Genomic DNA, 12452 nt, shown 5'->3' with positions numbered 1-12452 from the left:
CGATGCCATCTGGATCATCTCGAACGGCGTCGTCGCCACCGACATCGAGGACGGGCTACTGGCGACGCTGCCGATCGACACCAGCGAAACCAAGGGGCCGGTCGGCCTCACCATCCGCACCGACACGATACCGTCGCTGCCGCTCTCGATCCTGATGCAGACGATCCGCGAGGCGGCTGGAGTGGCCATGGTCAAGTCTTGAGCCAATCGTTCAAGCGGCAGACCAAAAGCCGGAATGCTACTGCACCAGCGGCCGCAGTGCCGCCTGCGTCTCTTCAAGCAACGCTAGATAGCGCTCCGCCAATTCGGCCGCCGCGACGTGGGCGGCAGGCGCCCCGATTAATCGCCGCAACCACCTGGCCGCGCGCGTTCATCAGCGGCACCGCGATCGAGCAAAGCCCGAGCTCGAGTTCCTGATCGATGATCGCATAGCCTTGCGCGCGACCCCGGCGGAGTTCCGTCATCAGGAAGCGCCTTGTCCACTCGACCGAAAACCATCGCGGGCTAACGCGTAATCCGAAAACCCGCCGGCGCGTGAATCGAGGCAGCCTCTTCGCTCGCCACGTTGGAGACGGAGGCCCCTAGCGGGCCCTTCCAGAGGCGGTTCAGCATGGTGCTGACGGCGCTATCCGCTCCGGCGATCAAGGCGGTCACGGAGCCGTCGCTTTCATTGCGCACCCAGCCGTCGAGGCCGAGCCGTTCGGCCTCGTCGCGTGTCCAGGCGCGGAAGCACACGCCCTGCACTCTTCCGGTGATCCGGACCAAAACCGCTCTACGATCCTCCGCCATCGCCGTCTCCAATATCCGCTTCCTCGAATCTGGCGCAAACGACCATGAAAGCAAGCGCGCGCTGCAAGATCACCGCCCTCTGTGCGGCGGCCCAATCCTCGTCGCAATTACGCGTTATTTGTCCACCCAATAAATTTTTTGGTTTTTGGGCTTGCAATTGCTGCGTTGCAGCATTATTGTATGACTTATCGATAGAGCACTCCTCCTCCCAGCTCTATCGTGGGATCGGCAACCCTCCTCCTCCCAGTTGCCGATCAGGATCGAAAGCCCGGCGTACCTCCTCCCACGCCGGGCTTTCTCTTTTTCGATCGCCCCCTCCCCGCCAGATATCTGCAATCGACGGCCAAGCTACCGCGGCCCGGCGCGACGCGATAAGATTTCGGCAGGTGTCGGCAGCCGGCATGGGAACGTTTCGAGAAATGAGGCATCCAATCCGCGAAAGGAGGCGATCATGCCCATCGCAGAAACCCGTGATTTCCTCGAGCATCAGCCCTTATCGGAGCATCTCGAAAGCTTCCGCGCGATCATGCAGGCGCACAACCGCAAGCTCTATCGCATCGCCCGGAGCATCGTCGGCAACAACAGCGACGCGGAAGACGTGCTGCAGGAGGCCTATGTCCGCGCCTTCACGCGCCTTGAGGATTTTCGCGGCGACTCCACGCTCTCGACCTGGCTCGCCCGCATCGTCATCAACGAATCCCTCGGCCGCCTGCGCAAAAGGCGACGGCAGATGAAGCTCTCCGAGGCTGTGCGGCAGTCGCATCAGGCGGAGATCATCACATTCCCGCTGAATTCAGGCAGCAGCGATCCGGAAAAGACGATGGCACAGCGACAAATCCTCGATCTCGTCGAGAAGGCGACGGACCAGCTTCCGGAAACCTACCGCACCGTGTTCGTGCTGCGGGTCATCGAGGGGCTCAACAACGAGGAAACCGCAACTCTGCTTGGCCTGCGCGCCGAAACCGTCCGCACCAGATTGCACCGGGCGCGGCACCTCCTCAAAGAGCAATTGGAACGGCAGATCGGCCCCGTCCTGCTCGACGCCTTCCCCTTCGCGGGCAAACGGTGCCAGCGCCTCACCGAAGCGGTGCTCGCCCGGCTCGCGCGACGGACAGGAGGATAGTCGGGAACGTTTCTCGCCACGAAGCATCAAAAGTGCGTCCATCCACGCTTTGATCTTCGAAGGAAAGGAACATCTCATGACGATCCGACTGAAAACCGCTGCCACGGTCATCGCCCTGCTATTCGCAGCCGGCGGGGCGCCCGCCGCCGACAAACCGACCGATCAGCAGATTGCACACATCGCCTATACTGCAGGCGTGATCGACATCGAGGCGGCTAAGCAGGCCATCGCCACGTCCAAGAATCCGACCATCGTCGAATTCGCCGAGAGCATGGTGCGCGACCATGAGGCGGTGAACAAGCAGGCGCTCGATCTCGTCAAGAAGCTCAACGTCACGCCGGAAGACAACGACACCAGCAAGACCCTGTCGAAGGAGGCCGAGGCAAAGCGGCAGGAACTGGGCAAGCTTACCGGCGCCGAGTTCGACAAGGCCTATATCGACCACGAGATCGCCTACCATAAGCAGGTCAACAGCGCGGTCGAAACGCAGCTCATCCCGGCGGCCCAGAACGCCGAGCTCAAGAGCCTGCTGGAGACCGGGCTGAAACTGTTCCAAGGCCATCAGCAGCATGCCGAGCGTGTCGCAGCCGAACTGAAGTGAGCCCGCAATGCGTTCTATGGTTTTCTTCGCTTCGTTGCTTGGAGCGGCCGCCATTGCCGTTGCCGCTCAGGCAGAAACCATCCAGGTGATGGTCGATCGTCTCGTCTACACGCCAGCGGAAGTCGACGCCAAAGTCGGCGATGAGATCCAGTGGATCAACAAGGACGGGCTCGTCCACACCGCGACCGTGAAAGGGGGCTGGGAGGTGAACCTCCCGGCGAAGAAGTCAGGTCGCCTTCTTCTGCAGGAGCCGGGCAGCTTCGATTATATCTGCCGCTACCATCCCAATATGAAGGGGCGCATCACCGTGCGGCCGTGATCCAGTAGCAGCCGGCGGACTTCCTCCCGCCGGCCGCTATCCCTTCCTCAATGCAAACCAAGGAACTGCTTTAGCTCCGGCGTCTGCGGATTGGCGAAGACCTCTTCCGGCCTCCCGATCTCGTGGACGCGGCCCTGATGCATGAAGACGACGCGGGAGCAGACGTCGCGGGCAAACTTCATCTCATGCGTCACCATCAAGAGCGTCATGCCCTCGGCGGCAAGCTCGCGCACGACGGCGAGCACCTCCGCCACCAGTTCTGGGTCGAGCGCCGAGGTGATCTCGTCGCAGAGAAGCGCGATCGGCTGCATTGCGAGCGCGCGGGCAATCGCGACGCGCTGCTGCTGGCCGCCGGAGAGCTCGTCCGGATAGGCGTCGAATTTCTGGCTGAGGCCGACGCGCTCCAGCATCTTGCGCGCCATCGCCTCCGCTTGCGGCTTCGGCGTCTTCTTGACGACCATTTGCGACAGCATCACGTTGCCGCCGACGGTCAGGTGCGGAAAGAGGTTGAACTGCTGGAAGATCATCCCGACCTTCAGCCTCAGTGCCTTCAGATGCACTTCGTCGTTCATGAGCTGGGCGCCCGCGACCGAGATCGATCCCTGGCTGATCGTTTCGAGGCCGTTGATGCAGCGCAAGAGCGTCGATTTCCCCGAACCGCTCTTGCCGATGATGGCGATCACCTCGCCCGGCTCGACGTCGAGATTGATGCCCTTCAAGACCTCGTTCGTCCCGTAGCTCTTGCGGACGTCAGTGATTTCGATGAGCGACATTGAGTTTCCTTTCGAGGATCTGGCTGCTCTTCGAGAGCGGCCAGCAGAGCGCGAAGTAGATAAGCGCCACGAGACCGTAGACGGTGAAGGGCTGGAAGGTGGCGTTGGTGACGACCGTGCCGGCCTTCGAAAGTTCGACGAAGCCGATGATCGAAGTCAGCGCCGTGCCCTTGATCACCTGTACCGAGAAGCCGACTGTCGGCGGCACGGCGATCCGCATCGCCTGCGGCAGGATGACGTAGCGCATCTGCTGCAGCCGGCCTATGCCGAGGCTGGCGGAGGCCTCCCATTGCCCCTTGGCGATCGCCTCGACGCAGCCGCGCCAGATCTCGCCGAGGAAGGCGGCGGTCCAGAAGATGAGCGCCAGCCCCGCCGCAAGCCAGGCCGGAACGTCGATGCCGAAGAGGCCGAGGCCGAAGAACGCGATGAAGAGCTGCATCAAGAGCGGCGTGCCCTGGAAGAGCTCGATATAGTATTTCGCAAGTCCCCGCAGCCATTTGCGCCTGCTGATGCGGAGGAAGAGCAAGGCCAAGCCGACCATGCCGCCGCCGGCGAAGGAGACGAGCGAAAGCACGATCGTCCAGCGGGTGGCGAGCAAGAGGTTGCGCAGGATATCCCAGATCGTGAACTCGATCATCGCGCTGCTCTCCTAGGAAAGATCAATCCCCCGACCATCGACAGCGTCTGCCTGAGCAGGATTGCCAATACGAGATAGACGGCGGTCGACACGATATAGGCCTCGAAGGCGCGAAAGGTGCGCGACTGGATGAAATTGGCGGCGAAGGTCAGGTCCTCGGCGGCGATCTGCGAGACGACGGCTGAACCGAGCATGACGATGACCACCTGCGAGGACAGGGCCGGCCAGATGCGCTCGAGCGACGGCACCAGTACCACATGGCGGAAGGTCTCGAACGGGCTCATGGCCAGGCTCGCGCCCGCCTCGAACTGACCCCTCGGGGTTGCCTGGATGCCGGCGCGGATGATCTCTGAGCTATAGGCGCCGAGATTGACGACCATGGCGAGATTGGCCGCCTGCAGTTCGCTGAGCTGCAGACCCAGCGACGGCAGGCCGAAGAAGATGAAGAAGAGCTGGATCAGGAACGGCGTGTTGCGGATGAGCTCGACATAGGCCGCCACAATCCGCCTCGCCCAGGCTGGCCCGAGCGCCCTGACCCAGGCGCAGACGATGCCGAGCGAGATGCCGGCGACACCGCCTATCGCGATCAGCTCGAGGGTGATGGCGATCCCCTTGAGGATCTGCGGATAGTATTCGAAGAGCCAGCCGAACTCGAATTGGTAATTCAATGGCGCACTCCTGTTGGCAAAATACCGGCGGCGCCACCCCGCGATACGAGGTGGCCCGATCCCCGGGTGATCAGAGTTCTGCAGGCAGGTCCGTGCCGAGCCATTTCTGGGCAATGGCGTTCAGGCTGCCATCGGCCTTGGCGGCTGCGATGATGTCATTGACCTTTTCGAGCAGCGCCGGCTGCTCCTTGGAAAGGCCGATGTAGCAGGGCGAGTTCTTGATGAGGAATTTCAGTTCCGGACGCTTCGGCGGGCTCTTGGCGAGGATCGCAGCGGCGACGACGTTGCCGGTCGCGACCGCCTCGACCTGCCCCGAAAGGAAGGCCGAGATCGTGCCGTTATTGTCCTCGTAGCGCTTGATGACGGTGTCGGCCGGCGCGACCTTCGTCAGTTCCAGATCCTCGACGGCGCCGCGCGTGACCCCGATGGTCTTGCCGGCAAGCTCTTCCGGCTTAGTTGCCGTAAACTCAGCAGGTGCGAAGACGCCGTTGTAGAACGGTGCGTAGGCGGTCGAGAAATCGATGACCTTTTCCCGGTCCGGGTTCTTGCCGAGGCTCGAGATGACGAGGTCGACCTTGTTCGTCTGCAGATAGGGAATGCGGTTGGCGCTGGTGACCGGCACGAGCTCCACCTTGACGCCGAGCTTCTCGGCAATGAGGTTTGCCATGTCGATATCATAGCCGACTGGCGCCATGTCCGGGCCGACGCTGCCGAAAGGCGGGAAGTCCTGCGGTACGGCGACGCGCAGCGTGCCGCGGGCGGTGATGTCGCTGAGCGCATCGGCTTGCGCCACGGAGCCGAAACCGATCGCGGCGGCCATTGCCGCCATGGCAACGAAAAGTCTTCTCGAAAGCATTGGGGTCATTCTCCTCTGTTGGTTTCATGGTTTGGTTTGCGGGATGCATTCGAAGACGGTACCGCCGTCTGCGGCGGCAGCGAAAGCGAGTGCCGGAGGTCGGCGAGCGGATCGGGTCGTCTCGTCAGATCGAGCCCGGTTTCCACCTCGTCCAGATGCTCGATCGCGAGCTCCGCCGCCTTCAGGAAGTCGCCTTCCTCCATTGCCGCGACGATGCGGCAATGGCCGAGATGCGACTGCATGGCGTGGAACTCGGACTGGTAGATGAGCGAGATCAGGATCGTGCGCGCTGTCAGGTCGCGCAGGATCTCGACCAGGATGGCATTGCCGGAGAGCTCGGCGATGCGGATGTGGAAGTCGCCCATCAGGCAGGTGAGCCGCTGGCGGTCGCCCGCCGCGATCGCCGTCTTTTCCTCGGCAAGATGCGCATGAAGCTTATCGCGGCCTGCCTCCGTCAGGCGGCTCATGCTGCGCATCAGCCCAGCCTCGATCACACGACGGGCGGCATAGACGTTGATCGCCTCCTCGGCCGACGGCTCCACCACGAACCAGCCGCGCCTGGGGCTCACCTTGACGATGCCGCGCTGTTCGAGCCGCATCATCGCCTCGCGCACCCGGGTGCGCGAGACGTTGAAGAGGCTCGCGACCTCGTTCTCGCTCAGCCGCGTGCCGGGGCGGATGCGTGCGGAGAGGATGCCGGAGACGACGGCCTCGTCGATGCTGGTCTGAACGTTTTTTGGTGGCGACAAATCTTGCATACAAGATGCGTAAGCAAGCCTTGTGCCAACATCGCCACCCGATGTTTATCAATAGCTTGCGTGTCTGCCGCCGGTGTCAATGGCGATCAAATGGCCATGCGCTTATTTTTTCATCAGGATTGGAGGCTTGGCCGTAATGCTCCAGATTGTTGCTGCAAAAACAAGCAGTGGGCGGTGCTTTACTCCCCTCTACCCTGCCGGCCATCTCCCCCACCAGGAGGGAGAACACAGGCGGCAGCCCCGGTACCCATCAGAGGCGTTGCATTGTCGAGCTTACGTTGGAATGATTAGCGCGCCGCGAGTCGATCTCACTCTTGTGGGGGAGATCGCCGGCAGGTCAGAGGGGGTGGCGGTTGCGGCATCCGCCGCAACGGCCGTCACTCAATCTATATCATCACCGTCGGACTTCGCCGCCTGATCGCGATTACCGTAGACGATCTCGCGCTTGCCGACGTGGTTGGCCGGGCCGACGAGGCCTTCCTTCTCCATCCGCTCGACGAGCGAGGCGGCGCGGTTGTAGCCGATGCCGAGGCGGCGCTGGATATAGGAGGTCGAACACTTCTTATCGCGCAGAACCACCTTGACCGCCTGCTCGTAGAGCTCGTTCCCGTCCTCCGCGGCGATCGCGCTCTTGTCGAAGACGGCACCCTGATCTTCCTCCGCCTCTTCTTCCTCTTCGTCCGCCGTGACTGTTTCGAGATATTCCGGCCGCCCTTGAGTCTTCAGATGCGCGACGACGTGTTCCACCTCCAGATCGGAGACGAAGGGACCATGAACGCGGGCGATGCGGCCGCCGCCGGCCATGTGCAGCATGTCGCCCTGACCGAGAAGCTGCTCGGCGCCCTGTTCGCCGAGAATGGTGCGGCTGTCGATCTTCGAAGTCACCTGGAAGGAGATGCGCGTCGGAAAGTTCGCCTTGATCGTGCCGGTGATGACGTCGACCGACGGACGCTGCGTCGCCATGATCAGGTGGATGCCGGCGGCGCGCGCCATCTGCGCGAGCCGTTGGATGGCACCTTCGATCTCCTTGCCGGCGACCATCATCAGGTCGGCCATCTCATCGACGATGACGACGATATAGGGCATCGGCGAGAGGTCCATTTCCTGCTGCTCGAAGAGCGGCTCGCCGGTTCCCTTCTCGAAGCCGGTCTGCACCGTTGCCAGGATCGGCTCGCTCTTCTCGCGCGCGGCAGCGGCCCGCTGGTTGTAACCGTCGATATTGCGGACGCCGAGCCGCGACATCTTGCGATAGCGGTCCTCCATCTCGCGCACCGCCCATTTGAGCGCCATTACCGCCTTTTTCGGATCGGTGACCACCGGCGTCAGGAGATGCGGGATGCCGTCATAGACGGAGAGTTCGAGCATCTTCGGATCGACCATGATCAGGCGGCACTCCTCCGGCTTCAGCCGGTAGAGAAGCGACAGGATCATCGTGTTGATGGCCACCGACTTGCCCGAGCCGGTGGTGCCGGCGACGAGCAGATGCGGCATCTTCGCAAGCTCGGCGATCACCGGCTCCCCGCCGATGGTCTTGCCAAGGCAGAGCGCCAGCTTGCAGCCGGTCTTCAGGAAATCGTCGGATTCGATCAGCTCGCGAAAATAGACGGTTTCGCGGGTCGCGTTCGGCAGCTCGATGCCGATGACGTTGCGGCCGGGGACGACCGCGACGCGGGCAGAAAGCGCCGACATCGACCGGGCGATGTCGTCGGCAAGACCGATGACGCGGGAGGATTTGACGCCGGGGGCCGGCTCGAATTCGTAGAGCGTCACGACCGGGCCGGGGCGGACATGGATGATCTCGCCCTTGATGCCGAAATCTTCAAGCACGCTTTCGAGAAGCCCGGCATTCTGCTCGAGCTGCTCCTGCGTCATGAAGAAGCCCTGGCCCTGTGGCGGCTCCTGCAAGAGCTCCTTGGCAGGGAACTCGTAGGTGTCGGCCGGCTGCCGCTTCTCGGTCGTTCCGATGGGCGGGAGAGCCGAGGCGGAGCGTTGGACGATGGCGGGCATGGTGATCGCTGCCTTCGTCACCGGCGCTTCGGGAGCCCGCTCATTTGCGGGCGCGACAACGGGCTGAACAGGCTCGACCGCCATCGCAGCCGACGCCTCCATAGGCGCAACGGCGTCTGCGACTACGGGGCCGGCAGCAGGCTCTTGCGACCGCGCGGCAGCAGGCGCGACGGCGGCCGGCGCGGCGCGGCGGCATTCGACCACTCGGAACAGCGATGTGATCGCCGTCGGCGGCAACGCGGGGATTTCGATCGGCTTCTGAGCGACGGGTTTCGGCGGGGACGCGACCGGCGCCGGGGCTTTCACGGAAGCCGTAGCGGGCATGCCGTTCTCGGACGCCGCGGGCGGGGCAGCAGGCGCTGGAGGAGTGGCCGCGTCGAGCGGCATGAATTCGAAGAAGGCGTAGTCGGAAAGGTAAGAGAGACGGGCGTCTGCACCGATATCGGAAACGGCATCGGCGGTGGTGGCCAAGACCTCCGGCAGCAGCTGCGCGACCGCCTCGCCGTCCACGATGGGCGCCGGGGGCGGCCCGATGACCGGCTCGTCCTTCAATACGATCGGCGCGGATGCAACGGCGGGCTCGGAATTGGGATCGCGGCTTTGTGCAGCACTCCAGCTCGGGAGCTGCTGCATCAAGAGCCGCAGGAGCTCGGAGGGGCTGTAGGACGGGACTTCCTGCTCGACAACAGGCGCCGCTTCGGTCGGAGCCGCTTCGGCTACGATCGGCTCGACCGTCTCCTCGGCGGGAGCTTCCATCTCCTCGCGCTCCGCCTCGTTCTCGTCGACAGAAGGCGCACGGCGCTTCATGAACTCTCGTTCGGGCGTGCGGGTGAAGCGGACATTGGGCGACAGGAAGAAGTGGCTCTCCCAGCTCGGTCCGTCGCCTTGGCCAGTGATCTCGGCAAGGGTCGGAAGCGGATCGCGCGTGGACGCAACGACTTGCGCCGGCGCATAGGCCGAGCCGTGGCCGTAAAGGCGGGCGGCGCGTCCCACATAGCCCACATCATCGGCCTGTGGGACGGCGGCTCGCCGCGGCGCTTCCGGCGCCTCGAACAGGTGGTCGTGAGCGGCAGCATTCCTCGCCTGAGCATGCGCGGCGGCCGGCGTAACCGGATGCGGATCCTCGAAGTCATCCGCTTGGTTTGCCTCATGCAAAACTGCCGTCGAGAAATTTGTCCGGGGAATACGCATGGCCTTGAAACTCGAAATTCATCATCGAAGGGGGCTGTCTCTAGCGAATAGGAAATGAAGGTTAACAACTCCCTTCCGGGCGCCTCGCCGGATGGTGGTCGGGGACTGCCGGAGAGCCCTTCCGAGGGACATTCCGGCCCGGACATTCAAGGCTTTCGGGGCTCCCGCTCGCGCATTTCGGCGCCGTTCAAATTCTGTTTCAGACGACGAAAAATGTCGCGAATCCCCCCGCTCGCCGGGACTGCGCGCCCGCCTCTCTCGATCGTGCAGCGTCGCGCCTCTTTAGGAAGAGAATGCTAATTTAGATAGGCGATTGCATTGGTGTGCGATAAAGTTGGTCTGGGCCGTTGGATCTCGCACTCTCGAAGAAGCGATACCTTTGTTGGTAAGTCAATGGAACAGAGACTAGCCGCAGTCTTGGCGGCCGATATGGCAGGCTATAGTCGGTTGATGGAGGCCGACGAAGCAGGCACCATCGCCCGCCTCAGAACGCATCGAATAGAATTGATCGATCCCGCCATCGCAAAAAACAAGGGCCGGATCATCAAGACTACGGGCGACGGCATGCTTGTTGAGTTCCAGAGCGTGACCGACGCGGTGAAGTGCGCTGTGGAAATTCAGCAGCGTATGAAGCGGCGCAATGCGGATGTGCCTCAGGATCGGCGGATCGAATTCAGGATCGGCATCAATCTCGGCGACATCATCTTTGACGACGACGACATCTTTGGCGACGGCGTGAATATCGCCGCTCGCATAGAGCAATTGGCCGACGTGGGCGGTATCTGCGTCACGGCTGCCGTGGCGACGCAAATTGCCGACCGTCTCGAAGTCTTCATCGAGGACTTGGGCGAAAAGACGCTGAAGAACATCAGCCGTCCTGTGCATCTTTTTCGCGTCGGGATCGAGGGCTCCGTCCTGCCGCCTTCAACAGAAGAGACGGACGCGAAGCGGTCCGTCTCCAAACCATCGATCGTGGTGCTGCCGTTCAACAACATGAGCGGCGATCCCGACCAGGAGTTTTTCGCGGATGGTCTGACCGAAGACATCATCACCGAGCTGTCCCGTCGTCACGAGCTCTTCGTCATCTCCCGCAACTCCAGTTTCGTCTACAAGAACCGGCCCGTGAACGTACGTGAAGTGGCCGAGAAGCTCGGCGCTCAGTACCTGGTTGAGGGCAGCGTCCGAAAGAGCGGCGACCGAGTCCGCGTGACGGTCCAGCTCATCGACGCGGTCAACGATGCTCATGTCTGGGCCGACAAATTCGACCGGCGATTGGACGATATTTTCGCCATCCAGGACGAAGTGACGGCGGCGATAGCGGCCACTCTCCCGGGGCGCGTCGAAGCGGCCCAGCGAGATCATCTCGGCCGAACGAAACCGGCAAATATGGCCGCATACGAGTGCGCCCTTGCAGCCAAGGTGCTGCACCACCGCAGCACCGTTGCGGATAATGAGCAGGCCCAGTTCCTGATAGGCAGGGCGGTCGCGCTCGACCCCGCCTATGCGCATGCCCATGCCTGGCGGGCCTGCATCCTCGGGCAAGCGTGGGTCCACGGCTGGTGTGCGGACAAGGACGCCGTCTGGGCCGAAATCCTTGCCGAGTTGGAGCGAGCGCTGGCGCTCGACGACAACGATGCCGACGTGCATCGCATCCTCGCCGCGGTGCACGTGAACAACAATGCGCTAACGACGGCACGTTATCACCAGGAGCGTGCCCTTGCCCTGAACCCGAATTACGACTTGGTCGTGGTTCAGCAGGGCGAGCTTCTGACGTGGCTTGGGCGGCCGGAAGAGGGGATCGAGTGGATTCGTAAGGCGATGCGGCTCAATCCCCATCACCCCGAACGATTCTGGAGCCATCTCGGAAAGGCGCATTTCGCCGCACGGCAATACGGTGAGGCGATCGAGGCATTCATGCACCTGACGGCCATGGACCACGTCCAGCACGCATTTGTCGCCGCCTGCTACGGCTGGCTTGGTGACGTCATTGCTGCTTCTGCACATATGAACAAGGTGAGAGCGCTCGCCCCTGAATTCGGCATCGAATCCTTCCTCGCCACGCTGCACTACGCTCAGGAATCCGACGTCCAGCACCTCCGCGAGGGGCTCGTCAAAGCGGGAGCAGGTGAGGGCTCGCCGGCAGCGTCCGACGTCGCAGCGCAGTAGCGCGCTGCGGGCCTGTTCGATCAGTGGCTCCGTCCGGCCGACGACGCCGAACTGGGCCGACGCGGCGCCCCGCATAGCGTAGGCCGACGACGTCTCCGTGACCGGCGCCCCGGACGCGGATCATCGAAATCCGCCGGGTTTGCGTCAAACAGTCGAGAAATTTGTCCGGGGGAGTACGGATGGCCTTAAAGCGAGCGGTGGCGCGGCAAACGTCACGCGGCCGCCGGCGAACAGGCACTTGATGACGGTCAGGACTCAGATCAGAGGCAGGGGGACAGTTGTCCCGGCCGCGCATTGCTCACATCGGCGTGCGGATGTCCGTCCCGAACGACTAAGTCGTGAAACGTTCCTCGAAGTTCTTCGGATCCACCGTAATGAACTGCGATTGGACCGGAAGGAACCGTAATCGTGTAGATCATAGATATAGAGCAACGTCGAAACACCGTTCACAATCTCATCACGAAGCTTATGGCAATTCGACACAGCATCCGGTGTGAGCTCACGCTTGTTAACGCTCCACGGGCCTTCCTTCCAACGAGAGCATGCCGACCAATCGACGAGGAT

11 protein-coding genes and 2 pseudogenes are annotated in these 12452 nt (G+C 62.6%); 5 read left to right on the top strand and 8 right to left on the bottom strand.

Annotated features, from left to right (window positions below; all coding sequences use genetic code 11):
- Window positions 1-202, top strand: a pseudogene (locus AYK65_RS24120) (pca operon transcription factor PcaQ); the annotation flags it as partial.
- A 36-nt stretch (window positions 203-238) separates the two neighbouring features.
- Here AYK65_RS24120 and AYK65_RS24115 read toward each other — a convergent pair.
- Both AYK65_RS24115 and AYK65_RS24110 read right to left on the bottom strand, forming a co-directional pair.
- Window positions 239-467, bottom strand: a pseudogene (locus AYK65_RS24115) (IclR family transcriptional regulator domain-containing protein); the annotation flags it as partial.
- Between the two features lie 37 nt (window positions 468-504).
- Window positions 505-789 (bottom strand): acylphosphatase, encoded by a 285-nt coding sequence (locus AYK65_RS24110; protein ID WP_046117325.1) that lies wholly within the window; start codon window positions 787-789, stop codon window positions 505-507.
- 376 nt (window positions 790-1165) lie between these two features.
- Here AYK65_RS24110 and AYK65_RS24100 point away from each other — a divergent pair, with 376 nt between their 5' ends.
- From AYK65_RS24100 to AYK65_RS24090, 3 genes are all read left to right on the top strand, one after another.
- A complete protein-coding gene (locus tag AYK65_RS24100) occupies window positions 1166-1912 on the top strand; it encodes an RNA polymerase sigma factor (RefSeq protein WP_420810265.1) in 747 nt (248 codons plus the stop codon).
- A gap of 76 nt (window positions 1913-1988) precedes the next feature.
- Window positions 1989-2513: a DUF4142 domain-containing protein gene (locus AYK65_RS24095; protein ID WP_081161389.1), complete on the top strand. Its 525-nt coding sequence runs from the start codon at window positions 1989-1991 to the stop codon at window positions 2511-2513.
- Window positions 2514-2520: 7 nt separating this feature from the next.
- Complete coding sequence (locus AYK65_RS24090; RefSeq protein ID WP_026616991.1) at window positions 2521-2832, top strand: cupredoxin domain-containing protein; 312 nt, start codon at window positions 2521-2523, stop codon at window positions 2830-2832.
- Between the two features lie 47 nt (window positions 2833-2879).
- Here AYK65_RS24090 and AYK65_RS24085 read toward each other — a convergent pair whose 3' ends face one another.
- The 6 genes from AYK65_RS24085 to AYK65_RS24060 all read right to left on the bottom strand — a co-directional run bounded on the left by AYK65_RS24085 (window position 2880) and on the right by AYK65_RS24060 (window position 9722).
- Entirely contained in the window at window positions 2880-3605 is a 726-nt protein-coding gene (locus tag AYK65_RS24085) for an amino acid ABC transporter ATP-binding protein (protein ID WP_046117328.1), read from the bottom strand.
- Window positions 3583-4242: an amino acid ABC transporter permease gene (locus tag AYK65_RS24080; protein WP_081161330.1), complete on the bottom strand. Its 660-nt coding sequence runs from the start codon at window positions 4240-4242 to the stop codon at window positions 3583-3585. The genes AYK65_RS24085 and AYK65_RS24080 overlap by 23 nt, the downstream gene beginning before the upstream one ends.
- Window positions 4239-4910, bottom strand: coding sequence for an amino acid ABC transporter permease (locus AYK65_RS24075; protein WP_046117330.1), 672 nt, complete (start codon window positions 4908-4910; stop codon window positions 4239-4241). The genes AYK65_RS24080 and AYK65_RS24075 overlap by 4 nt, the downstream gene beginning before the upstream one ends.
- A 70-nt stretch (window positions 4911-4980) precedes the next feature.
- On the bottom strand, window positions 4981-5766 hold the full coding sequence (locus tag AYK65_RS24070) for a transporter substrate-binding domain-containing protein (protein WP_046117331.1): 786 nt from the start codon (window positions 5764-5766) through the stop codon (window positions 4981-4983).
- 5 nt (window positions 5767-5771) lie between these two features.
- Window positions 5772-6524, bottom strand: a complete 753-nt coding sequence (locus AYK65_RS24065; RefSeq protein ID WP_026616986.1) for a GntR family transcriptional regulator — start codon at window positions 6522-6524, stop codon at window positions 5772-5774.
- A gap of 381 nt (window positions 6525-6905) precedes the next feature.
- A complete protein-coding gene (locus AYK65_RS24060) occupies window positions 6906-9722 on the bottom strand; it encodes a DNA translocase FtsK (protein WP_081161329.1) in 2817 nt (938 codons plus the stop codon).
- Window positions 9723-10115: 393 nt separating this feature from the next.
- Between AYK65_RS24060 and AYK65_RS24055 the strand changes: the two genes are divergently transcribed.
- Complete coding sequence (locus AYK65_RS24055; RefSeq protein ID WP_046117333.1) at window positions 10116-11888, top strand: adenylate/guanylate cyclase domain-containing protein; 1773 nt, start codon at window positions 10116-10118, stop codon at window positions 11886-11888.
- Window positions 11889-12452: the final 564 nt, after the last annotated feature.

The organism is Ensifer aridi (assembly GCF_002078505.1).
GTDB classification, from domain to species: Bacteria; Pseudomonadota; Alphaproteobacteria; order Rhizobiales; family Rhizobiaceae; genus Sinorhizobium; species Sinorhizobium aridi.
This window is presented reverse-complemented; position numbering and strand designations above follow the sequence as displayed.